This window comes from Allochromatium tepidum, assembly GCF_018409545.1.
GTDB lineage: Bacteria > Pseudomonadota > Gammaproteobacteria > Chromatiales > Chromatiaceae > Thermochromatium > Thermochromatium tepidum_A.
In genome coordinates, this window is record NZ_AP024563.1 from 634,060 (window position 1) to 658,247 (window position 24,188).

Consider the following 24,188-nt stretch of genomic DNA (forward strand, 5'->3'; position numbering starts at 1 on the left):
TGGGCTAGGTCACTTTTTGTGACCTTCAAAGGCATGGCCAAGGCTGAGTGAAGCCGCGCAACGACTGGCCGCCGGCGATCGTGGCCGACTCGCGTTCCGCTATCGGAACCTCAAACGACCCGATCGGGCACGCGGCCCGAGCAAGCCTCAATCAGACTCAGGGATGCCCTGCAGGCGCACCATTCGCGCTCGGTGCGCCCGGCATGTTCATCTCACGCTCCTTGTAATCGGCCGGCACCTCGAACAGGCTGGCCGCCATCGGCTCGCGACGGATGACCCGCACCTCGGTCTCGCTCTCCATGTTGGCGCCCATGAGCTGCATCTTGGACTTGGTCAGGATCGGATAGCCCTTGATCTTCTTCATCTCGGCGCGTTGTGCGCGTCCGGCCTCGGAATCACCCAGCAGACCCTCGGGGCCGGACAGACTCATCAGATCGGTGTAGCGGTCCAGGTCCAGATCCACGTCTTCGGTGGCCCAGATCTCCTGCTCGATCTCCATCATGCCGGTCTTGGCCACCCGGTACTTGCGGCAGTTCCAGCCGTTGATCTCGCGCGTTTCATCGGTCGCTTCGACCGTGACTTTGGTCTGCTCCATCATGGCGCGCATCTGGTCCATACCCGGCTTGGACATGCCCTCCGTCATGCTCTTGGCGTTGATGCGGTAGTACTCCTTGACGGTATTGTTCATGAAGGTCATGTCACCGGTCGCGGGGTCGATGATCATGTCGGTTCCATTCGGATCCATACTCGCGACCTTCATCTTGCCGTGGGCGACAAAGGTTTGACTGACTTCTTCGGTCGGTGCCTCGCCGGTCAGTCCCGAGCTGCGGTTGACCGTTTCGATGAAGACACCCTCCTCCTCGGCCAGGGCGATGGATGAACACAGAGCACTCGTCAAGAGCGCCGCCAGGCCGAGCGAAACGAATCGGGCAGAACGCCGTACAGGATGCTTCATCAGTGATTTCTCATGGTGGATTGAAAAGGGAAGTCGGCTCAATCCGCGAGCCCGCGTGTGTCGAGCACCCGCTTGGCCTTGCCGACGAAGCGCTCGATGCTGCGCGGCTCGACCAGATCGACATGGGCGCGGATGCCGGCGACGGTCTGGATCTCACGGCTGATGCGCTCGCACAACGCCTGCATCCGGTCCATGCGATCGGAGAAGATCTCGGGATGGATCTCGACCTTGACGTGCACCTCGTCGAGCGTCCCCGGACGGCTGACCTCGATCAGATAGTGCGGCGTGGTGCCCTCGACGCGCAACAGCGCTTCCTCGATCTGCGACGGGAAGACGTTGACGCCGCGGATGATGAGCATGTCGTCGGTGCGGCCCGTGACCCGGCTCATGCGCATGGTGGTGCGCCCGCAGGGGCAGGGATCGCGATAGAGCCGGGCGATGTCGCGGGTGCGATAGCGGATCATCGGCATGGCCTCGCGGGTGAGCGCGGTGATGACCAGCTCGCCCGGCTCGCCCTCCGGCACCGGCTCCAGGGTCTCGGGGTCGAGACACTCGACCAGGAAGTGATCCTCCTGGATGTGCATCCCGGTGCGCGCCATGCACTCGCCGCTGACGCCCGGTCCGATGATCTCGGACAGGCCATAGTTGTTGAACGCCTGGATGTCGAGCTGCTCCTCGATCTCACGGCGCATGTCCTCGGTCCAGGGCTCGCCGCCGAAGTGGCCGATGCGGATCGGCAGGGCGCGCGGTTCCAACCCCATCTCGCGCGCGGTGTCGGCGATGGTCAGGGCATAGCTCGGGGTGCAGATGAGCACCTCGGGATCGAGATCGCGCATGATCTCGAGCTGACGGCGGGTGTTGCCGGCGGCCACCGGGATCACGGCGGCGCCGACCTTCTCGATGCCGTAGTGCAGACCGAAGCCGCCGGTGAAGAGCCCGTAGCCGAAGGCGACCTGAGCGGTGTGCTCGGGCTTGAGTCCGCCGGCGACCAGGAAGCGCGCGCACAGATCCGACCAGGTCTGGAGATCGCCGGCGGTGTAGCCGACGAAGGTCGGCCGGCCCGTGGTGCCGGACGAGCCGTGGATGCGCGCCAGCTCCTTGCGCGGCACGGCGAGCAGTCCCAGCGGATGCTGGCGGCGCATGTCGTCCTTGGTCGTGAAGGGCAGACGCCGCACGTCGTCGAGCGAGCGGAGGCTGTGCGGACCGATGTCGCGATGGTTGAAGATGTCGCGATAGAAGGGCACGCGCCGCGCGCGCTCGACCTGGGCGCGCAGCCGTTCGAGTTGCAGCGCCTCGCGCTCGGCGCGCGGCAGGGTTTCGGCCGCCCGATCCCACATCGGATGGGGCCGGCCGGCAGGGCTGGTATTGACTGGCATCATGGGACGAACGACATCAACTCCTCGCCGTCGACCACGTGCAGCCCCTTGTCGGTCAGCACCTGGATCGCGCGATCCGGATCCTCGAAGCGGAAGATGAGAATGGCCTTGTCGCCGCGACGCAGCGAGAAGGCGTACATGTATTCGATGTTGAGGTCGGCGTCTTCCAGGATGCGCAGCGCCTCGGCCAGACCGCCCGGACGGTCGAGCACGTCGACGGCGACCACCTCGGTCAGGTTCACCACCCAGCCGGCCTGTTCCAGCACGCGCTTGGCCTTCTCCCAGTCGCGCACGATCAGACGCAGGATGCCGAATTGTGCCGTATCGGCCAGCGACAGGGTGAGGATGTTGATGCCCTCGGCGGCGATGGCCGACAGCGGGGCCTCCAGCCGTCCGGGGCGGTTTTCCAGAAAGAGCGAGAGTTGTTGCAGTTTCATAGGCGTGTGCTCGCTTGAGAAATCAACCTTCGTTGCGCCGATCGATCACGCGCTTGGCCTTGCCCTCACTGCGCGCGATGGTGTGCGGCTCGACCAGGCGCAGTTCGACCCGGATGCCGAGAATCCGCTCGATCGACTGGGCCAGACGGGCGCGGATGTCTTCCAGACCGCGGATGCTGTCGCTGAAGACCTCCGGTGTCACCTCGACCTCGACGGCCATGCGATCCATGCCGCCCTTGCGGGTGAGGATGATCTGATAGTGCGGCAGCGTGCCCTCGACGGCCATGAGCGCGGCCTCGACCTGGGACGGGAAGACGTTGACGCCGCGGATGATGAACATGTCGTCGGAACGCCGGCCGATGCGTCGCATCCGGCGGATGGTGCGCCCGCAGGAGCAGGGTTCGGTGATGAGCGAGGTGATGTCGCGCGTGCGATAGCGGATCATCGGCATCGCTTTTTTGCTCAGGGTGGTGATGACCAGCTCGCCTTCCGCGCCGCCGGGTAGCGGCTCGCCGGTGTCGGGATCGATGATCTCGGGATAGAAGTGATCCTCGAAGATGTGCAGTCCGTCCTGGGCCGAGCATTCGGCGGCCACGCCGGGGCCGATGATCTCGGACAGACCATAGATGTCATACGCCTTGATGCCGGCCTCGGCCTCGATGTGCCGGCGTACCCCGTCGGTCCAGGGTTCGGCGCCGAAGATCCCGACGCGCAGCGGCAGCTCGCGCAGATCGATATCGAGTTCGCGCGCGCGCTCGACCATGTGGGTGAAATAACTCGGGGTACAGCAGAGCGCGGTGACGTTGAAGTCGCGGATGAGCATGATCTGACGGTCGGTGTTGCCGCCCGAGATCGGGATCACGGTCGCGCCCAGCGCCTCGCCGCCATAGTGCGCACCCAGTCCGCCGGTGAAGAGCCCATAGCCGAAGGCATTCTGAAGAATATCGCCGCGATGCAGACCGCAGGAGGCGAAGGTGCGCGCCATGACCTCGGACCAGACCTCGACGTCCTCGCGCGTGTAGGCGACCACGATCGGCTTGCCGGTGGTGCCGGACGAGGCATGGAGCCGCACCACGTCGCTCATGGGACTGGCGAAGAGTCCGAAGGGGTAGGTGTCGCGCAGGTCGGTCTTGACCGTGAACGGCAGATGACGGATGTCCTGGAGCGACCGGATCGACTCGGGCGTCAGTCCGCGCTCGTCCATGCGCTCGCGAAAGAGCCGGACGTTGGCATAGGCGCGCGCGACCACGGCGCGCAACCGGCGTAACTGGACTTCCTGGAGCGCCGTCTGGGGCAGGAAATCGGGGGCGCTCGCGGGATGGAAGCCGCCCTCGGCGTCGTTCCAAAGCTCTTTCAGCATGAGGGCCTCGGTAAAGCGTTGTCGGTTGTAGAAGGGGGAGGCGTGGGATGGGCCGCGCGAACGCGATGCCCATCCGGCCTCTCAGCTCAGGCCGCGCGCGCGTGCCGCCTCGCGTCCGATCTCGAACGCCTGCTCGTTGAGCGTGTGCAGCTTCTCGGCCAGATTGGCGTGCATGGCGGCGATCCAGTGCTCGTCGGCGATGTCGAGCACGGTCGAGGCCGCGCCGAGCAGGGCGACGTTGAGGCTCTTCTTGTTCTTGAGCGCCTCGGGGGCGAGCACGTCCGGAGCGATCAGGACACCACCGGCCCGCAGCGTCGGACGGTTGATCTCGACCTGAGTCTCTTCCAGCACCACCAGCACATCGGCCTCGCCCGGCGGGACCATGGGACTCAGGATCCCCTCGCCATAGCGCACATCACTGCTCACCGAGCCGCCGCGCTGGCTCATGCCGTGCAACTCACTCTTCTTGACGTCGAAGCCGGCGCGAAAGGCCGCATCCGCCAGGATATCGGACGCCTTGAGCACGCCCTGACCGCCGAGTCCGGCGATGACTACGTTCTTGACTTTCATGTATCTCGATTCCTCAATCGACCAGATCCGCCGCACAGGTCGCGGCACGCTGTTCGGCGTTGGCCTTCTCGTAGAGCCGGATCTTGGGCGCGGCGAGCACGCAGGGCTGACGGGTGACGATCAGCGAGGTCTCGTTACACGCCAGCAGGTTCGTGATGAGATCGCGCAGCGAGTCGTCCTTGAGCGAGGTGGTGTCGATGACATGGACGTTCTGTACGCCCATGGCGCGCGCCGTCTCCTCGAAGTTGAGCAGATTGGTGGCCGAATGGTCGAGCAGACGCCCGGTGCCCGGATGCTCCTGCTGGCCGGTCATGGCCGTGGTGCCGTTGTCGAGGATGAGCACCAGATGCCCGGTCGGCGGCGGGTTGTAGACCATCTCGGCGAGGCCGGTGAGACCGGAGTGCACGAAGGTCGAGTCGCCGATGACGCTGACCACGCGCCGCGCCTGCTCCTCGGGCAGCACATGACGCAGACCCAAACCGACGCCGATGCTCGCGCCCATGCAGACACAGGTGTCCATGGCCGAGAAGGGGGGCAGAACGCCGAGGGTGTAGCAGCCGATGTCGCCGGAGACGATACAGTCGAGATCGCGCAGGGTCTCGAAGACGCCGCGATGCGAGCAGCCGGGGCAGAGTTCGGGCGGCTTGCCCTTGGGCGGCACCGCCTCGGGGCTGGTGTCGTTGGCGAGGATGCGACGCACGCGCTCGACGTTGAGTTCGCCGAAACGGTACATCTCGGGCTTGCCCTCGGCAGGCAGACCGACGGCACGCAGGGAGTCGACCAGCACCGGGTCGCCTTCCTCGATCACGACCAGACGCTCGACCCGGTCGGCGAAGGCGCGGAGGCGCTCGATCGGCAGCGGATAGGTCAGACCGAAGCTCAGATGCGTGGCGTCGGGCGCAGCCTCGCGCGCATGCATGGCGCCGATGCCGGTGGCGACGATGCCGAGTTTGGGATCGCCCTCGTGGAGCTCGAACGGCCCCTCGGCCTCGTTCCAGGCCGCGATCTCGGCGAGCTTTCGGCGCAGACGCAGATGCGCCGGCTTGGCGTAGGCCGGGATCATGACCCGCGCCGGCACGTCGCGCTTGAAGTGCGGCTCGGGCAGGGTCTGGAGCGCCGGGCGCGGACGCACCACGGTCTTGGCGTGACAGATGCGCGTGGTCAGACGCAGGATGACCGGGATCTTCCAGCGCTCCGAGATCTCGAACGCCAGCCAGGTGAAGTCATAGGCCTGCTGCGAATCGCTCGGCTCCAGCATCGGCAGGGCGGCGGCGCGCGCATAGTGGCGGTTGTCCTGCTCGTTCTGGCTGGAGGCCATGCCGGGATCGTCGGCCGAGACCACCACCAGACCGCCCTCGACATCCGTATAGGCGGCGGTGAACAGCGCATCGGCGGCCACGTTCAGCCCGACGTGCTTCATGGTGACCAGGGTGCGCGCACCGGCGAAGGCGCTGCCGATGCCGACCTCGAGCGCCACCTTTTCGTTCGGCGACCATTGCGCACGACCGCCGAGCTGGTCGAAGGTCTCCAGGATCTCGGTCGAGGGTGTGCCGGGGTATCCCGTCCCCAGCCGGACTCCGGCGTGCAGCGCCGCCAGCGCGACGGCATCGTCGCCACTCAATAGAAGTCGTTCTACAGTCATGTTCTTCTGGTCGCTCTCGTTCTCGGGATAGGACGGAGGCATTATCCGCCGTGCGGCTTGGCGGCAGCAACCCGAAGCGCTCTTGTTCTAAACTAGCGTTCATTCGTCGCGTTCAGGATCAGGCCATGACTTCTTCCTCCAAGCCGCCGACCTCTTCCGATTGGCCCAGGGTCCGGGTGTGCGCCCGCCAGGCACTCGATCGCGGCGACCTCGAATGGGCCGAACGGCGTCTGGCGCGCGGCGAGATCGATCTGTCCGAACTCACCGAGAACCTGCTCATCTATCAGGCCGAACTGGAGTTGCAGAACATCGAGTTGCGCGATACCCAGGCGGCCGTCGAGCGTATCGCCAACCGCTATACGGCACTCTTCTACGGCGTTCCCCAGCCGATCCTGGTGGTCGACCGCCATGGCCTGATCCTCATGGCCAACCATGCCGGCGACCGGCTGTTCGTGCTGCGCGAGAAGCACAAGCGTCAGCACTATCTGCCGCGACTGGTCGCGCGCGAATCCGACGGGCTGCTCGACGACACCCTGCAACGCGCCTGGGACGACGGCGAGGCGCACTGTCCCGAGATCCGGTTCCTCACCACGGAGGCCGGACAGTTCACCGGCGAACTGCATGTGGTGCGGATGCCGGCCGAGGACGACGACCGGCATCACCTCGTCTGCTCCATCGTCGACCTCACCGAGCGTCTGCGTCACGAGTCCGAGATCCATGCCGCCTATGCGCGTCTGCGCGACAGCGAGACCCGCTACCGGATGCTGGCCGACTATTCGGCCGACTGGGACTACTGGCTGGGGCCGGATCGGCGCTATCTCTATGTCTCGCCGGCGTGTGAACTGGTCTGCGGCCACACGCCCGACGACTTCATGGCCGATCCCAAGCTCATGGATCGCTTGATCCATCCCGAGGACCGGCATCTATGGTTCGAGCACAAGCACGAGATCTCCAGATCCAACGACCCGTCCCCGCACGTTCGCTTGCAGCTGCGTCTGCGCCGGCCCGACGGCGGTCTGCGCTGGATCGAGCACGTCTGCCGCCCGGTCTATGACGTCGACGGAACCCATCAGGGCTGGCGCGGCGTCAATCGCGACATCACGGCGCGCAAACAGGGCGAGCTGCTCATGGATTTGCAGAAGCGGCGTGCCGAAGCCTTGCTGGAACTGCCCCAGGTCGCCGACGAACTCGACGAGGTCGGTTTCATGCAGCACGGTCTGGCGCTGGCCGAGTCGCTCACCGGCAGCCTCATGGGTTTCATCCATCTGGTCAACCCGGATCAGGAGACCATCGAGCTGGTCGCCTGGTCGCGCGCCACTGTCGAGGACAGTGGGTGCAATCTGCCGCCGAACGCACTCCATTACGCGGTCAATCAGGCCGGCGTCTGGGCCGATGCGCTGCGCCGGCGCCGTCCCATCACCTGCAACGACTATCCCAACTGCCCCAGCAAGGCCGGTCTGCCGCCGGATCACGCGCCGCTCCAGCGTTTCCTGACCATTCCGGTGATCGAGGGCGGTCTGGTGCGTATGCTGGCCGGCGTGGGCAACAAGGCGAGTGATTACAGCGAACTCGATGTCGAGAGCGTGCAGCTCCTGGCCAACGCCATCTGGCGCACCGTGCGCCAGCGCCGCGCCGAGCAGGCGTTGCGTCTGAACGAAGCGCGCTTCCGGCGTCTGTCGATGCTGATGTCCGACATCGTCTATTCCTGCATCGAGGTCTCCCCGGATCGCTACAAGCTCGACTGGCTCAACGGCGCCGTCGAGGCCATCACCGGCCATACGCGCGAGGCGATCCTCGCCATGGGCACCTGGCGACGGCTGGTGGTGCTGGAGGATCGCTCGCTGTTCGACCGCCATCAGGCCGGTCTGAAGGAGGAGTCGGTCTCGAGCTGTCAGTTGCGTCTGCGCCGGCGCGACGGCAGCTCGGCCTGGGTCGAGATCACCAATCAGTGTCTGCGCGACGAATGCGGCGGACGCCGGATTTATGGCGGCGTCAAGGACATCGGCGAACGCAAGCTCGCCGAACAGCAGCTCCGGCAGTACGCGCGCCGCATGGAGATCCAGAACCAGGAACTCGACCGGGCGCTGGCCCAGGCCGAGGCGTCGACTCAGGCCAAGAGCCAGTTCCTGGCCAACATGAGCCACGAGATCCGCACCCCGATGAACGGCATCATCGGCATCACCGGCCTGCTGCTCGACACCGAGCTCGATCCCGAGCAGCGCCGGCTGGCCGAGATCGTGCGCGACAGCGGCGAAAACCTGCTGGCGCTCATCAACGACATCCTGGACTTCTCCAAGATCGAGGCCGGCAAGCTGGAGCTGGAGCGCCTGGAGTTCGACCTGCGTCTCCTGATCGAGGAGGTGCTGGAGATGATGGCCTTCAACGCCCATGAGAAGGATCTGGAACTGACCTATCGCATCGCCCCCGAGGTGCCGACCGCCGTGCTGGGCGACCCGCGCTATCTGCGTCAGGTCATCGTCAATCTGATGGGCAACGCGATCAAGTTCACGGAGCACGGCGAGGTCGGCATCCGGCTCTCGCTCGTGCGGGCCGAGGCGGGGCGGGCACTGATCCGTTTCGAGGTGCACGACAGCGGCATCGGCATCCCCGAGGATCAGTTGGGCAAGCTGTTCACGGCCTTCAATCAGGTCGACAGCTCGACGACGCGCCGTTTCGGCGGCACCGGGCTGGGGCTGGTCATCGCCAAGCAGCTCGTGCAGTTGATGAACGGCGACATCGGTCTGGAGAGTCGGCCCGGCCAGGGGTCGCGCTTCTGGTTCACCGCCGAGTTCGAGTGTTCGCCGGAGATCGCCATCGAGTATCGGGCGCGCGAGGAGGGCATCGACGACATCCGGGTGCTGGTGGTGGACGATCACCCGGACAACCGCGCCCAGGCCGCCGCACTGTTGCGTGCCTGGGGTTGCCAGGTGGCGGTGGCGGGACGCGCCGGCGATGCGCTGCGCGCCCTGCATCAGGCCGTGCGGGCCGGTATGCCCTTCGATGTCGCCCTGATCGATCTGCGTATGCCCGACCCCAATGGTCTGCAACTGGCGCGGCTCATCAAACAGGAACCCGAGATCCGCGACACCCGGCTCGTGCTGCTGACCGCGCTGGCCAAACGCGAGGACAACGCGCACCTCGAATCGGGCGATTTCGCCGGCTATATCACCAAGCCCTTGCGCCGCCATCTGGTGCGCGAGTGTCTGCTGCGGGTCATGGGGCGCGAGAGGCCCGTGCTGGAGCCGGCGCCGCCCGTCGGGCCGGGTCTGCCGCATGGGATCGGGCGCCCGGCTCACCCCGAGGCACGCCTCCTGCTCGTCGACGACAACCCGACCAATCAGATCGTCGCGCGTGGCATCCTGGAAAAACTCGGTTATCCTAGGCCGGACATCGCGTGCAATGGTCTGGAAGCCCTGGAAGCCTTGTCACGCACCCGTTACGATCTGGTACTCATGGATGGCCAGATGCCCGAGATGGACGGCTTCGAGACGGCACGTCTCATCCGGCGCGGCGAGGCTGGGGTGCTCGATCCCCATGTCCCGATCGTGGCCATGACCGCGCTCGTCATGCCGAACGACGTGCGACGCTGCTTGGATGCCGGGATGAACGCCTATATCTCGAAACCGGTGCAGCCGGAGGAATTGAGCCGGATCATCGCCGAGCACATCATTCATAGAGACAGTCGTGTCGACCCGCTCGAGGCGGACGCGCCGCGCGAGGCGCTCAATCCGGAGAGTGACTCCGGCACTGTTTCCTTCGACGCCGACGACATGCTCGGGCGCGTCTTGGGAGATCGAGACATCGCCTGCGAGGTCATCGAACAGTTCCTGCTGGATGCCCCGGCGCGGCTCCGAGCGTTGCGCGCCTCTCTGGAGTCGGGTGATCAGGTCGAGGTTCGGCGCAAGGCCCACAGTCTGGCGGGTCTGGCGGCCAATGTTTCGGCCCCTTGTTTGCATGGCTTGGCGTCTACACTAGAGGATCCGGCCGAGCAGGGCATCTCGCCGGCCGAGGTCGAGCGTCTGGTGTCGCTCATGGAGCATGAATTCGAAGGGTTGCGCGCCCTCTTGGTCGACTGGATGCGCGGATCCTGAAGCCGTATCCGTTTCGATGCACGACCGGAATCAACATAGATCATCGGGAACAACGACATGGGCAATCTGAAGGTTTCGACGCGACTGGGGCTGGGGTTCGGCGTGGTCTTGCTGCTGCTGGGCGTGGTGGCCCTGATCGGCATCCTCAGGATCAACCGGATCAACAACGACATCCATGCCCTCGTCGACGATTATTTTCCCAAGACGGTCCAGGCCAACGCCATCATCGACAACATCAACGTCATTGCGCGTGCGATGCGCAACACGCTCATTCTCGATGAGGCCGGCGCCATTCGGGGTGAAGTCGAGAGAATCGAGCAGGCGCGAGCCAAGATTCTGGAAAATCTCGAGCAGTTGAAGCGGACCATCACCTCGCCCGAGGGCGTCGAGCGCCTGTCGGCTGTCGCGTCGGCTCGTGAACAGTATGTCGGTTTGCAGACGAGCTTCCTGAATCTGGTGCGCGAGGGCCGTCAGGTCGAGGCGAAAAATCTGTTGCTCGGCTCCATTCGTGATCGTCAGAATACCTATATTGCGGCCATCAACGAGCTCATCGACTACCAGACCCGGCTGATGACTGATCGCGGGGCCGCGGCCGGGCAGGCGGCGGCATCGGCGACCTGGCAACTGATCGTCCTGGCCGTAGTGGCGCTGCTGGTCGGAGCCGGGATCGGCATCGGGATCGCCCGCGGTCTGCTGCGCCGGCTCGGCGGCGAACCCGACTATGCCGCGACCATGGTGCTGGCGGTCGCCAACGGCGATCTCTCGCACAGCATCCAGACCAAGGCCGGCGACACCACCAGTCTGCTCGCCTCGCTCAAGGTGATGCAGGAGAACCTCAAGCAGCTGGTCGGCGAGATCGACGGCATCGTGCGCGGCGCCGTCCAGGGCGATTTCAGTCGCCGTCTGGACATGGCCGGCAAGCAGGGCTTCGGCAAGCAGATCAGCGAAGGACTCAACCAACTGGCCGAGACCACGGACGTCGGACTCAAGGACGTCACCCGCGTGGCCAACGCCCTGGCCGCCGGCGATCTGTCGCAGACCATCACCCGCGACTATCCCGGACTCTTCGGCGAGACCAAGAACGGCGTCAACGGCACCGTCAAGGCCCTGACCGCCGTGGTCGACGAAATCCGCAACATCGTCGACGCCGCCAACCGGGGCGACTTCAGCATCAAGCTGGAACTGGCCGGCAAACAGGGCTTCGCGCGTGAAATCGCGCAGTTGCTCAACCAGCTCTCCGACACCACGGAAGTCGGCCTCAAAGACGTGATGCGCGTCGCCCAGGCGCTGGCCGACGGCGACCTGACCCAGACCATCACCAAGGACTACCCGGGACTCTTCGGCGAGACCAAGGCCGGCGTCAACACCACGGTCAGCAACCTCAAGGACGTGGTGTTCCGCATCCGCGAGGCGGTCGACACCATCAACACCGCCTCCAGCGAGATCGCCACCGGCAACCAGGATCTCAGCCAGCGTACCGAGGAGCAGGCCAGCTCGCTGGAAGAGACCGCCAGCTCCATGGAAGAGCTGACCAGCACCGTCAAGCAGAACGCCGACAACGCCCGTCAGGCCAATCAACTGGCCATCTCGGCGGCCGATGTCGCGGTCAAGGGCGGCATGGTGGTCGATGCCTCGGTGCAGACCATGGCCGCCATCTCCGAGTCGAGCAAGAAGATCGCCGACATCATCGGCGTCATCGACGGCATCGCCTTCCAGACCAACATCCTGGCGCTCAACGCCGCCGTGGAAGCGGCGCGTGCCGGCGAACAGGGCCGCGGCTTCGCCGTGGTCGCCGCCGAGGTGCGCAGTCTCGCCCAGCGCTCGGCCAACGCCGCCAAGGAGATCAAGACCCTGATCACCGACAGCGTCTCCAAGGTCGACTCGGGCACCGCGCAGGTCAACGAGGCCGGCACGCGCATGACCGAGATCGTCGAGTCGATCAACCGCGTCACCAGCATCATGTCCGAGATCTCGGCCGCCTCGGTCGAGCAGTCCACCGGCATCGAGCAGGTCAACCAGGCCATCACCCAGATGGACGAGGTCACGCAGCAGAACGCCGCACTGGTCGAGGAGGCCGCCGCCGCCGCCGAGGCGCTGGAGGATCAGGCCCGCACCCTGGCCGAGGTGGTCTCGGTGTTCAAGGTCGGCCAGGAGCATGGTCAGGCGCGGACGCCCGTCCGGCCTGTCGCGCACAGTAAGTCGACCGCCGTCGCCAAGCCCGGCAAGGCGGCGCCCAAGGCCGGCCACGCGCGCCCGCCGTCGAAGCCCGATGAAGACGAATGGGCGGAATTCTGAGTCCGGTGCAGCGGTTGCGCACGATCATGGTTAACGCGACATTGGCGGTGCATCCATGAGTCTGCCGCTTCCGGTTCCGGCGCGCGCCCCCGTGTCACCGGATCCGATCGGCGCCGATGCCGGTGAGCGCGGCCTCGCCCTGATCGTCGACGACGAGGCGTCCAATCGTCGTCTGCTCGGCTCGATGCTGGTCAAGGAAGGCTTTCGCACGCTCGAAGCCTCCAACGGTCGGGAGGCCCTGGAGATCTTCGAGCGCGAGCGTCCCGACATCGTCTTCATGGATGTCCTGATGCCCGAGATGGATGGCCTGGAGAGCACCTGCCATATCAAGCGTCTGGCCGGAGACGACTTCGTGCCCGTGATCTTCCTGACGGCGGTCAAGGACGAGCAGTGTCTGCTGCGCTGCATCGAGGCCGGAGGCGACGACTTCCTCGCCAAGCCCTTCACCCTCACGCGGCTGCGGGCGCGCGTCCTGGCCATGGAGCGCGTGCGCGATCTGCAGCGCGCACTCGCCGCCAAGCAGCGTCTGCTCACGACCCTGCTGGAGCGCGATCAGGAGGAGAAACAGCTCGCCGAGCGTGTCTGGAGTCAGGCCGTCAAGCATTACAATGCGCACGTCCCCGGCATCGAACTCGTCGAGCGACCGGCCACCCTCTTCAATGGCGATCTGGTGCTGATGCACTATCTGCCGGATGGCGGCCTGCGGATTCTCCTGGGGGATTTCACCGGTCATGGACTGGCGGCGACCGTCGGCGCCCTGCCCGTGGCCGATACCTTCCATGCCATGACGACCAAGGGCTTCGACGATGTGGCCTTGCTCACCGAGATCAACCACAAGCTCTATCGTCTCCTGCCGACGGAGCGCTTCATGGCCGCCTATCTGATCTCGATTTCCGGACGCGGCGACACCCTGTCCTGGTGGAACGGCGGTATGCCGGCGGCCCATCTGCGCACCGCCACGGATCTGGTCGAGCTGTCCTCGCACGGACTGCCGCTCGGCATCCTGCCCGATCTGCACGACCCCGTCATGCGGCGCGTGGATCTCTCAGCGGGCGATCGTCTGCTGCTCATGAGCGACGGCTTGTTCGAGGCGCTCGATCGGCAGGGCCGGATGTTCGTCGATACGGGTCTGCGCGGGCTGCTGGAAGGCTGGCAGCCCGGAACGCCCATCCTTCCGAGCCTGATGGAGGCCTTCGATGCCCATTGTGCCGGAACCGAGCAGACCGATGACGTGGCCGTGATGGAGATTCCGCTCGATATCACTGTGCTGCACGACCCGTCCGGAACCTGAGCATCCGTTCCGTGTCAACGATCCTGTCCTCCATCAGCGAGACCACAAAGTCTATGGCTAGAGTCGATACACTGTGCCGCAAGGCCGCCAGGATCCTGGTCGTCGACGACGAGCGCGTCAGTCTCATCCTGATGGAGCGTCTGCTCCAGGCGGCGGGTTATTCGAACATCGTGCTCGTTCAAGATCCCTATGAATTCATGGCGGTCTACCGGCAGGCGCCGACCGATCTCGTCCTGCTCGACATCGAGATGCCGGGCCTGAGCGGATTCGATCTCATCGAGCAGCTGGCCGCGCTCGCCGATCCGCTCACGCCGCCGATCCTGGTGCTCACCTCGCTGCGCTCGCGCGACTACCGGCTTCGCGCGCTGGAGGCGGGCGCCAGCGATTTCATCGGCAAGCCCTTCGATCAGGCTGAGGTCGCCGCCCGTGTGCGCAACATGCTCGATGTGCAACTGGCGCATCGCATGGCCCACGATCAGAAGGACATGCTCGAACGCATCGTCTACGAGCGCACCCGCCAGATCCGCGAGACCCGGTTGCAGGTGGTCCAGCGTCTGGGCCGGGCCGCCGAGTATCGCGACAACGAGACCGGACAGCACATCCTGCGCATGAGCCACACCTCGACCCTGCTGGCCCGGCATCTGGGCTGGGACGAGGAGCGCTGTGAGATCATGCTGCACGCCAGTCCCATGCACGACGTCGGCAAGATCGGCATCCCCGACAGCATCCTGCTCAAGCCCGGCGCGCTCACGCCCGAGGAATGGCGGATCATGCAGACCCACAGCACCATCGGCGGCGATATCCTCGGCGGCGACGATTCCGAACTGATGCAACTGGCGCGCGAGATCGCCCTGAGTCATCACGAGAAATGGGATGGGGGCGGGTATCCGCTCGGGCTGGCGGGCGAAGACATTCCGGAGTCTGGACGCATCGTGGCGCTGGCCGACGTCTTCGACGCCCTGACCTCGGTGCGTCCCTACAAGCCGGCCTGGGAGGTGGAGGCGGCGCTGGAGTGGATGCGCGGGCAGTCGGGCAAACATTTCGACCCGCGCATCATGGAGGTCTTCCTCAGTCTCGTCCCCGAGATCCTGGAGATCCGCGAACGCTTCGCCGATCCTGTGTCCTGAACGGCGCGTTCAGCGTTTGTTCCTGGGGTCTTCGTCCCGGACCAGACTCATGGCGTCGATGCTCTGATCCGTCGCGCTGCTCGGCGTCACGCCGCTCTGGAGCTTGATCATCAGCCGTACCTCGTTGGCCGAGTCGGCGTACTTCAGGGCATCCTCGTAGCTGATCTCGCCTTCCTGATAGAGATTGAACAGCGCCTGATCGAAGGTGATCATGCCCTGTTCGCCCGAACGCTTCATCAGATCCTTGAGCTTGTGCACCTCGCCCATGCGGATGAGGTCGGCGGCCAGCGGCGTGTTGAGCAGGATCTCGATCACCGCGCGCCGGCCCTGGCCGTTCTTGCGCGGCGCCAGCTGCTGGGCGACGATGCCCTTGAGGTTGAGCGAGAGGTCCATGAGCATCTGCTTGCGCGATTCCTCGGGGAAGAAGTTGATGATGCGATCCATCGCCTGATTGGCGTTGTTGGCGTGCAGGGTGGCGAGCACCAGATGGCCGGTCTCAGCGAAGGTGATGGCGTATTCCATGGTCTGGCGGGTGCGGATCTCGCCGATCAGGATGACGTCCGGGGCCTGCCGCAATGTGTTGCGCAGGGCGACCTCGAAGGACTCGGTGTCCACCCCGACCTCGCGCTGAGTGATGATGCAGCCGTCGTGTTCGTGGACGTACTCGATCGGATCCTCGACCGTGATGATGTGTCCCGAGCTATGATGGTTGCGATAGCCGATCAGGGCCGCGAGCGAGGTCGACTTACCCGTGCCGGTGGCGCCGACGAAGATCACCAGACCGCGCTTGGTCATGGCCAGATCGCGCAGCACCGAGGGGAGCTTGAGTTCCTCCAGGGTCGGGATGCGGGTCTCGATGCGCCGCAGCACCATGCCGACCGCGTCGCGCTGGACGAAGGCACTGACACGGAAGCGTCCGAGCGGGGCGCGGTCGAGCGCGAACTGACACTCCTTGGTGTCCTCGAACTCGGCGCGCTGGCGCTCGTTCATGATGTCGTAGACCATGCTGCGCGCCTGCTCGGCCGTGAGCGGTTGCTTGGTGGCGGGGTAGAGGGTGCCGTCGATCTTGACGGTCGGCGGCCGGCCGGCGGTGATGAAGAGGTCCGAGCCCTTTTTCTCGACCAGGGCGTTCAAGAGTTGTTCCAGCGCGCGCTTCAGATCCATGGTTCGACCTCACTCGGTCAGATGGGGGAGCTCAATTGAAATCCTCTTTGTTCTGCGCCTTGGATCGAGCGTCCTGGCGGGCGATGAGGCCCTTGCCCAGCAGCTCCTTGAGATTCTGATCCAGGGTTTGCATCCCGTGCGCCTGGCCGGTCTGGATCGACGAGTACATCTGGGCGATCTTGGCCTCGCGGATGAGGTTGCGGATGGCCGGGGTGCCGATCATGATCTCGTGCGCGGCGATACGGCCGCCGCCGGTCTTCTTCAGCAGCGTCTGCGAGATGACCGCGCGCAGCGACTCCGAGAGCATGGCGCGCACCATGTCCTTCTCGGCCGCCGGGAAGACGTCGATGATGCGGTCGATGGTCTTGGCCGCCGAGGTGGTGTGCAGGGTGCCGAACACCAGATGGCCGGTCTCGGCGGCGGTCAGGGCCAGCCGGATGGTCTCCAGGTCGCGCATCTCGCCGACCAGGATGATGTCCGGATCCTGGCGCAGGGCCGAGCGCAGGGCCTCGCTGAAACCGAGGGTGTCCTTGTGCACCTCGCGCTGGTTGACCAGACACTTCTTGCTGACGTGCACGAACTCGATCGGATCCTCGATGGTGAGGATGTGTTCGTACTTGTTGTCGTTGATGTGGTCGATCATGGCCGCGAGCGTGGTCGACTTGCCCGAGCCGGTCGGCCCCGTGACCAGGATCAGTCCGCGCGGGACGTCGATGATGTCCTTGAAGCTCTTGGGGGCCTTGATGTCCTCGAGCGTCAGTACCTTGGAAGGAATGGTCCGGAAGACGGCGGCCGCGCCGCGCTTCTGGTTGAAGGCGTTGACGCGAAAACGCGCCACGCCGGGGATCTCGAACGAGAAGTCGGTCTCCAGGAACTCCTCGTAGTCCTCGCGCTGCTTGTCGTTCATGATGTCGTAGACGAGCGAATGGACCGCGCGATGTTCCAGGGGCGGAACATTGATGCGGCGCATGTCGCCGTCGACCCGGATCATGGGCGGCAGCCCGGACGACAGATGCAAGTCAGAGGCGTTGTTCTTGACGCTGAAGGCAAGCAGTTCGGCGATGTCCACGAGTCCTCCTGTTACGCCACCGTTGGCGGGCCGCGTTCGCGTCGCGGACGCGGCTCAGAACCTGTTACGAATGCGCTTCAAAGCGCGCCACCGTCCAGGAGCGCGACCTTGTCCATCACCATCGACTCCAGATCGCGCTTGTACTGGGCGACCCGCTCCAGCAGCGCGGCATCGGCGCTGCCCAGGATCTGCGCGGCCAGGATGCCGGCGTTCTTGGCGCCGTCGATGGCGACCGTGGCCACCGGCACGCCGGCCGGCATCTGCACGATCGACAGCAGCGAATCCTGACCCGAGAGCGCCGAGGTCTTGATCGGCACGCCGATGACCGGCAGCGGCGTGATGGCCGCCGCCATGCCCGGCAGATGGGCCGCACCGCCGGCACCGGCGACGATGACCCGCAGACCGCGCTCGACGGCCGTTTGAGCATAGTCGTAGAGGCGCTGCGGCGTGCGATGGGCCGAGACGATGGTCATCTCGTAGGCCACGCCCAGCTCGTCGAGGATGGCGGAGGCCTCGCGCATGACCGGCAGATCCGAGTCGCTGCCCATGATGATGCCCACCAGCGGGCCGGCTGGATGTTTGGATTGGCTCATGGGTGGTCCTCCCCCGAGATCTCGATGAGTGCGCGCACCTGGAGCGCCTTGTGTTCGGCCATGGCGATGTCCGGGTCGAGCACGGTGACATGGCCCATCTTGCGATAGGGCGCGGTGGCCGCCTTGCCGTAGAGGTGCAGACAGACACCGGAGATGGCCAGTGCCTCGGCCATGCCCTTGATGACCGGACGGCCACGATGCTCGGGGGCGCCGAGCAGATTGATCATGGCGGCGGGCGAGAGCTGATCGGTCGATCCGAGCGGCAGTCCGACCACGGCGCGCAGATGCTGCTCGAACTGGTCGGTGACATTGGCCTCGATGGTGTGGTGGCCCGAGTTGTGGGTGCGGGGCGCGACCTCGTTGACCAGGAGTTCGCCCGACTCGGTCAGGAACAGCTCGACGCCGAAGATGCCCACGCCGCCCAGGGTCTCGACCGTGCGCACGGCCAGGGCCACGGCGGCCTCGGCGGTCTCGGGGGCGATGCGCGCGGGTGCCAGCAGCAGGTCGAGCACGTTCTCGCCGGGGCGAAAGACCATCTCGACCACCGGATAGCAGCGGCAGTCGCCGTCGTGTCCGCGCGCGACGACCACGGCCAGCTCCTTGGCGGCCGGCACGAAGCGTTCGAGCAGCGCGGGCACGGGCAGATGGCGCGGATAGTCTTCGGCCGACTTGAGGATGGAGACGCCGCGCCCGTCGTAGCCGCCGCGTCGGGCCTTCTGCACCAGCGGATAACCGAAGGCGGCGAAGGCCTCGGGCGTCGGTTCGGGCATGGGCACGAACTCGGCCGTCGGGATGCCGGCGGCGGCGAGCGCCTGCTTCTGGGTCAGCTTGTCCTGGATGAGCGCCAGCACGCGGGGCGAGGGATGGATGCGGTGTCCCTCGCGTTCGAGTTGGATGAGCGTCTCGGTGTCGATGTCCTCGATGTCGAAGGTGATGACGTCGCAGGAGTCGGCCAGCTCGCGCAGCCTGGCCGGGTCGTGATAGTGGCCGACGATCTGATGACCGGCGACCTGACCGGCCGGTGAGCCGGGTGTCGGATCGAGCACCACGCAGGTGCAGCCGAGGCGCTTGGCGGCCTTGGCCAGCATGCGGCCGAGCTGGCCGCCGCCGATGATACCGATCCGAGCAAGGGGTAGGGGAAATACGTCCATGGAGCAATGATCAGGGTTATTCGGGAAATTGGGAAGCCCCGCCGCTCGGATTGGAGCGGCGAGGGCGCCTGTCAGCCATTCGGGCAGGATTTGCGCGGGCACGAGGCGTCGTGGATCGGTTATGGTTGCAGTGCCCCATACTTTACCGCGAGGACTCATGGTCATGTCGAACCAACCCGATCTCCAGGCCGTCAAGACCTATCTGCTCGATCTCCAGGATCGCCTCACCGAGGCGCTGCGCGCCGCCGACGGTGGGGCCGAGTTGCGTCAGGATACCTGGGAGCGGCCCGGCGGCGGGGGCGGGCGCACGCGCCTGATCCGCGAGGGGCTGGTGTTCGAGCAGTGCGGCATCAATTTCTCGCACGTCCACGGCGAGCGGCTGCCGCCCTCGGCCAGCGCCCATCGGCCCGATCTGGCCGGACGACGCTTCGAGGCGCTGGGTGTGTCGCTGGTCGCCCATCCCCTGAATCCCTATGTGCCCTCATCGCATCTGAACGTGCGCTTCTTCCTCGCCGAGAAGGAGGGCGCCGAGCCGGTCTGGTGGTTCGGCGGCGGCTTCGATCTCACGCCCTATTATGGCTTCGAGGAGGATGTCATCCACTGGCACCGGAACGCGCGCGCGGCCTGCGAGCCGTTCGACGCCGAACTCTATCCGCGTTTCAAGGCGTGGTGCGACGAGTATTTCTTCATCAAGCACCGCCAGGAGCCGCGCGGTATCGGCGGGATCTTCTTCGATGACTTCGACCAGGGCGGTTTCGAGCACGCCTTCGCCTTCTGGCGTCGTGTCGGCGATCACTATCTGACCGGCTATCTGCCGATCGTCGAGCGCCGCTGGGCCATGACCTATGGCGACCGCGAGCGCGAGTTCCAGAAGATTCGGCGCGGGCGCTATGTCGAGTTCAATCTGGTCCAGGACAGGGGCACGCTGTTCGGGTTGCAGTCGGGCGGGCGGACCGAATCCATCCTGGTCTCCATGCCGCCCGAGGTGAGCTGGCGCTACGACCATCGGCCCGAGCCGGGGACGCCGGAGGCCGAACTGCTGGAGCGCTTTCTGGTGGTGCGCGATTGGTTGGGTGAGGACTGAGGTCTGACTCAACCGCCCGCGACCCGGCGATAGAGTTCCAGATAACGATCCAGGATGGCGCGGCGGCTGAATTCATGCTCCACCCGCTCCAGGCCGCGCGCGACCAGCGCCGCCGGCAGCGCCGGATCGGACAGCGTCCGGCGGATGCCCTCGGCCAGAGTGGCTGCATCGGCACAGGGCACGCACCAGGCATCCTCGCCATGACGGGCCAGCTCGCGCGCGCCGCGGAAACTGGCCGTCACCAGCGGTTTGCCCCAGGCCCAGGCTTCGAGGATGACATTGCCCAGGGTCTCCTCCTCCAGCGAGGGGAAGACGACCAGATCCGCCATCTGGAGATAGGGCGCCGGATCGCGCTGCCAGCCGGCCCAGACGATCCGGTGTGACTGGCCGCCCTGTTCGGCCTGACGCCGCAACTCGGGACCGAGCGGACCCTCGCCGACCATCACCAGTCGAACCGGACGCCCGGCAATGGTCTCGGGCAGACGGGCGAGCGCGTCGATCAGGTAGCGCTGGCCCTTGACCGGGACGAAGCGTCCGAGCGTGACCAGCACCCAGGCGTCGCCCGGCAGGCCATGCGCGGCACGGCGTTCGGCGACGAGTTCGGGCGCGACCGGACGGGCCGGATCGGCGAAGTTATAGATGTGATAAACGCGCTCGGCCGGCAGTCCCTGGCGCACCATCCAGTCGCACAAGCCTTTGGTATTGCCGATCCAGCCGTGGGCGTGACGATAGGGACCGAGTGCGTAATAGCCGCCGAGCCGGGCCAGATGGACCGGACCGCCCGCGCGCGGCAGGCGGGCGAGCCGGGTCGCGCGCCCCATGTAGGTCTGGACGATGTCTGGCTTCAGATCCTGGATCAGACGCCCGACCGCGCCGCGCGACCAGGGATCCCAGGTGGTGCGATAGGGCAGGCGATGGATGGGCAGTCCGCCGAGATCCGGGCCGTCGAGCGCGCTCCCCTGGCGGATCGCTACTTGAGCCGGCGCCCCGCGCTCGGCCAGCGCCGCGCTGAAGCGGATGAACCAGCGTTCGGCCCCGCCGAGTGCCTTGCTGGCGACCATTTGCAGTGTGGTCGGTTCAGCCATCGGAAGTCGCGGACTCAATTCCATGGCGCTACGCCTGTCCGGTACACCTTCAGTCCAAGAAGACGCTCCATGGGGTCGAAATCTCGATCCGAGTGCAGGAGGGGCAAATCTTCGAGCAGGCAATAGGTGCCGATGATGACGTCAATGACCTTGCGAATCGTGATGCCGCGTGCTCGTAAAAATCGATAGTTGTTTGCAGCGGACAATGCGACCCGGCGACCCCCAAGCCAACGGCAATCGAGGCCATCGAGTAACTCGTGTGCTTGGCGATAATCCGAGTCCGATCGAAACCCCTGCAAGACTTCGGTCAGGATCAAGTCGCCGATGAGTACCGGAACCTCGCCGAGTAACCTGTCGAGCGTATCGGTTTCAGGGTTCTGTACTGCTCCGAATTTCATACTCGAAAGTGCTCATTCGGCAATTCGCTCTCCGTTGATAGCGCCCTGGTGGGCGAGCAACTGGAGTCCGGGTTGAGCAGTCCCAACCGAATGGCCGGTCAACACCGGCAACATGGGCCGTGTCGGCCGTCGAAACCCAGCTTGCGCCATAAAAATTGCCTCGGCGTTCATCCTGAACAGAGAACAACCTTGCGATTCGACGTTGACCCTGACCATGGAGCGTGAAACCTTCACGCTTGTAGATAACCTATCTACAGTGAAAAATCCTGATGAAAAATGAAGAAAAAATCAAGAACTGTTTTTTGCTCCTTGCGTGCCGGATCCGTCTCCAGCCGTGTCCAGGTATAGAGCGGCATGAACCCGATGTTCAGTCCGAAATAGCCCGAGTCGCCGCGGTTGGTGTTGCGCCAGCGTGCCGCGATGTCGAGCCAGGTGTCGGCCTGGCGCGCATAGTGCTCGGCGATGACACGGCGGCGCTCGGCGTACTCGGGTAAGCCCTCGGTCGAATAGCCGAGCATGAGTCCCTGATACTGGTCGCGGCTGATGTTGCCGCGCCAGTGCCAGAGCCGGTTCTCGTAGAGGACGTCTCGATGCACTTCCGGGTCGTCGGCGCTCAACAGCGCCAAAACCGGCTCGGGGCTGTCGGCGGGCGCGGCATAACGGGCCAGATAGCCGCGATCGCCCGAGATGTCCCACCAGCGGTGCAGGGTCGCGACCGTCTCGCGCAGGGCGCGCTCGGCATCGGGCGCGCCCGTGGACATGAAGCGCAGCGCCTCGGCGGCCAGATAACTGCCGGTCCAGATCGGCGAATCGCGCCGCCCGCCATAGGAGCGGATCGTGCTCAGCGTCTCGTCGGTGAACTCGGCCGCCATGACCCCGCCGACCGGCCTCATCCAGTGGTTCAGCCAGGCGGTATGATGGCGCGCCCGGTTGTGCAGCCGGCCGGCGCCATCGTCCAGGTTCGAGATCCAGCCGCCGCCGGACGCCTCCCAGAGTCGGCAGCGCGACTCGGTCACGCCGACCTCGAAGCGGCAGGCATCCGCGCAGGGCGCGACGACCTCATCGAACTGCTATCATGTCCCGGCAACCACCGACGACGCTACCCCGCTGATCCGAATCCCTGCCGAGACACAGAACTCCACCATGCCCATTCTGACCACAGAGGACACCGCCGAGCGTCTGGCCCGGCTGCAACAGATCATCGAAGACCTGCTGAAAGAGGCCAAACGTCAGGGCGCCAGTGCCGCCGAAGCCTCGGTCGGCGGCAGTGCCGGACTGGAGGTCGCGGTCCGGCTCGGCGAGGTCGAGACGGTCGAGCACACGCGCGACAATGGTCTGGGCGTCACGCTCTATTTCGGCCGGCGCAAGGGTTCGGCCAGCACCTCGGATCTCAGCCCGGCCGCCGTGCGCGATGCCGTCAGCGCCGCGCGTGCCATCGCCCAGCACACCCAGGACGACCCCTGCGCCCATCTGGCCCCGCCCGAGCTCATGGCCACCGAGATCCCGGACCTGGATCTCTGTCATCCCTGGGCGATCGAGGTCGAGCAGGCGATCGAGCTGGCCATCGCCTGTGAGGACGCGGCGCGCGCTCATGATCCGCGCATCGTCAATTCCGAAGGCGCGAGCCTCTCGACCCATCTCGGCCTCCATGTCGCCGGCAACAGTCACGGCTTCCACGGCGGCTATCCGACCACGCGCCACAGTCTCAACTGTGCCGTGATCGGCCAGGATGGGGAACTGATGCAGCGCGATTACTGGTGGACGACGGCGCGTGCCGCCGCTGATCTGGACTCGGCGCGCTCGGTCGGCGAGCGGGCGGCCGAACGGACCGTGGCGCGTCTTGGTGCGCGTCGGCTCGGCACGCGCGAGGCGCCGGTGCTGTTCCGCGCCGAGGTCGCGACCGGACTCCTGCGCAGTCTGGTCTCGGCCATCAACGGCACCAATCTCTACCGGCGCTCCAGCTTTCTGCTCGACCATCTCGGCAAGCGGATCTTCCCCGAATTCGTGCGCATCTATGAGCAGCCGCATCTGTTGCGCGGGCTCTCCAGCGCGCCCTACGACGGCGACGGCGTGGCCACGCGCGCCAAGGATCTGGTGCGCGACGGCGTGCTCCAGACCTATGTGCTCGACACCTATTCGGGCTGCCGGCTCGGGATGCCGACCACGGGCAATGCGGGCGGGGTGCGCAATCTCGCCATCGAGATGGGCGACCTGGATCGCGCCGCGCTCCTGCGCGAGATGGGCACCGGGCTGATGGTGACCGAGCTCATGGGCCACGGCGTCAATCCGGTCACGGGCGACTACTCGCGCGGTGCGTCCGGCTTCTGGGTCGAGAACGGCGAGATCCGGTATCCGGTCGAGGAGATCACCATCGCCGGCAATCTCAAGCAGATGTTCGCCGGACTGGTCGCGGTCGGCAACGACTGCGACTTTTCGGGCAGCATCCGCACCGGCTCCTGGCTGATCGATCGAATGACGATCGCCGGGGAGTGAGCGCGCC

General features: G+C 65.7%; 19 protein-coding genes. 6 read left to right on the plus strand and 13 right to left on the minus strand.

Annotation, left to right across the window (positions count from 1 at the left end):
- Positions 1 to 157: 157 nt before the first annotated feature.
- From Atep_RS02995 to Atep_RS03020, 6 genes are all read right to left on the minus strand, one after another.
- On the minus strand, positions 158 to 955 hold the full coding sequence (locus Atep_RS02995; protein ID WP_213380211.1) for a DUF4412 domain-containing protein: 798 nt from the start codon (positions 953 to 955) through the stop codon (positions 158 to 160).
- Between the two features lie 38 nt (positions 956 to 993).
- Positions 994 to 2,331, minus strand: coding sequence for a phenylacetate--CoA ligase family protein (locus Atep_RS03000; protein ID WP_213381394.1), 1,338 nt, complete (start codon positions 2,329 to 2,331; stop codon positions 994 to 996).
- Complete coding sequence (locus tag Atep_RS03005) at positions 2,331 to 2,768, minus strand: ACT domain-containing protein (RefSeq protein WP_012971803.1); 438 nt, start codon at positions 2,766 to 2,768, stop codon at positions 2,331 to 2,333. Before Atep_RS03005 ends, Atep_RS03000 begins: the two co-directional genes overlap by 1 nt.
- 22 nt (positions 2,769 to 2,790) lie before the next feature.
- The gene (locus Atep_RS03010; RefSeq protein ID WP_213380212.1) at positions 2,791 to 4,128 is read right to left on the minus strand and encodes a phenylacetate--CoA ligase family protein; all 1,338 of its coding nucleotides are present in this window, start codon (positions 4,126 to 4,128) and stop codon (positions 2,791 to 2,793) included.
- An 81-nt stretch (positions 4,129 to 4,209) separates the two neighbouring features.
- On the minus strand, positions 4,210 to 4,698 hold the full coding sequence (locus Atep_RS03015; RefSeq protein ID WP_213380213.1) for an indolepyruvate oxidoreductase subunit beta: 489 nt from the start codon (positions 4,696 to 4,698) through the stop codon (positions 4,210 to 4,212).
- A gap of 13 nt (positions 4,699 to 4,711) precedes the next feature.
- Positions 4,712 to 6,340 carry a thiamine pyrophosphate-dependent enzyme gene (locus Atep_RS03020; protein WP_213380214.1) on the minus strand — a complete coding sequence of 543 codons (1,629 nt, stop codon included), beginning with the start codon at positions 6,338 to 6,340 and terminating at the stop codon, positions 4,712 to 4,714.
- A 125-nt stretch (positions 6,341 to 6,465) separates the two neighbouring features.
- Between Atep_RS03020 and Atep_RS03025 the strand changes: the two genes are divergently transcribed.
- Genes Atep_RS03025 through Atep_RS03040 form a run of 4 tightly spaced genes read left to right on the plus strand, consistent with a single transcriptional unit; the run spans position 6,466 to position 15,144 of the window.
- Entirely contained in the window at positions 6,466 to 10,431 is a 3,966-nt protein-coding gene (locus tag Atep_RS03025; protein ID WP_213380215.1) for a response regulator, read from the plus strand.
- A gap of 57 nt (positions 10,432 to 10,488) precedes the next feature.
- Positions 10,489 to 12,726 (plus strand): methyl-accepting chemotaxis protein, encoded by a 2,238-nt coding sequence (locus Atep_RS03030; RefSeq protein WP_213380216.1) that lies wholly within the window; start codon positions 10,489 to 10,491, stop codon positions 12,724 to 12,726.
- Between the two features lie 55 nt (positions 12,727 to 12,781).
- Entirely contained in the window at positions 12,782 to 14,017 is a 1,236-nt protein-coding gene (locus Atep_RS03035) for a PP2C family protein-serine/threonine phosphatase (RefSeq protein ID WP_213380217.1), read from the plus strand.
- Between the two features lie 53 nt (positions 14,018 to 14,070).
- Positions 14,071 to 15,144, plus strand: a complete 1,074-nt coding sequence (locus Atep_RS03040; RefSeq protein ID WP_213380218.1) for an HD domain-containing phosphohydrolase — start codon at positions 14,071 to 14,073, stop codon at positions 15,142 to 15,144.
- Positions 15,145 to 15,153: 9 nt separating this feature from the next.
- On the opposite strand, the gene Atep_RS03045 is transcribed toward Atep_RS03040, so the two are convergent.
- The 4 genes from Atep_RS03045 to purK form a co-directional block, all read right to left on the minus strand.
- Positions 15,154 to 16,308, minus strand: coding sequence for a PilT/PilU family type 4a pilus ATPase (locus tag Atep_RS03045; RefSeq protein ID WP_213380219.1), 1,155 nt, complete (start codon positions 16,306 to 16,308; stop codon positions 15,154 to 15,156).
- A 31-nt stretch (positions 16,309 to 16,339) separates the two neighbouring features.
- On the minus strand, positions 16,340 to 17,377 hold the full coding sequence (locus Atep_RS03050) for a type IV pilus twitching motility protein PilT (RefSeq protein WP_213380220.1): 1,038 nt from the start codon (positions 17,375 to 17,377) through the stop codon (positions 16,340 to 16,342).
- A gap of 77 nt (positions 17,378 to 17,454) precedes the next feature.
- Positions 17,455 to 17,970: a 5-(carboxyamino)imidazole ribonucleotide mutase gene (gene purE, locus Atep_RS03055; RefSeq protein WP_213380221.1), complete on the minus strand. Its 516-nt coding sequence runs from the start codon at positions 17,968 to 17,970 to the stop codon at positions 17,455 to 17,457.
- A complete protein-coding gene (gene purK / locus Atep_RS03060; RefSeq protein WP_213380222.1) occupies positions 17,967 to 19,121 on the minus strand; it encodes a 5-(carboxyamino)imidazole ribonucleotide synthase in 1,155 nt (384 codons plus the stop codon). The genes purE and purK overlap by 4 nt, the downstream gene beginning before the upstream one ends.
- A gap of 163 nt (positions 19,122 to 19,284) precedes the next feature.
- Here purK and hemF point away from each other — a divergent pair, with 163 nt between their 5' ends.
- Positions 19,285 to 20,205, plus strand: a complete 921-nt coding sequence (hemF, locus tag Atep_RS03065; protein ID WP_213380223.1) for an oxygen-dependent coproporphyrinogen oxidase — start codon at positions 19,285 to 19,287, stop codon at positions 20,203 to 20,205.
- Between the two features lie 8 nt (positions 20,206 to 20,213).
- Here the strand turns inward: hemF and Atep_RS03070 are convergent, their stop codons facing one another.
- From Atep_RS03070 to Atep_RS03080, 3 genes are all read right to left on the minus strand, one after another.
- Positions 20,214 to 21,290, minus strand: a complete 1,077-nt coding sequence (locus Atep_RS03070; protein WP_213380224.1) for a glycosyltransferase — start codon at positions 21,288 to 21,290, stop codon at positions 20,214 to 20,216.
- Between the two features lie 14 nt (positions 21,291 to 21,304).
- On the minus strand, positions 21,305 to 21,688 hold the full coding sequence (gene vapC / locus Atep_RS03075; protein ID WP_213380225.1) for a type II toxin-antitoxin system VapC family toxin: 384 nt from the start codon (positions 21,686 to 21,688) through the stop codon (positions 21,305 to 21,307).
- Between the two features lie 251 nt (positions 21,689 to 21,939).
- Positions 21,940 to 22,704, minus strand: coding sequence for a hypothetical protein (locus tag Atep_RS03080; protein ID WP_213380226.1), 765 nt, complete (start codon positions 22,702 to 22,704; stop codon positions 21,940 to 21,942).
- Between the two features lie 127 nt (positions 22,705 to 22,831).
- On the opposite strand from Atep_RS03080, the gene pmbA reads away from it, so the two are divergent.
- Positions 22,832 to 24,181 (plus strand): metalloprotease PmbA, encoded by a 1,350-nt coding sequence (pmbA, locus tag Atep_RS03085; protein ID WP_213380227.1) that lies wholly within the window; start codon positions 22,832 to 22,834, stop codon positions 24,179 to 24,181.
- Positions 24,182 to 24,188: the final 7 nt, after the last annotated feature.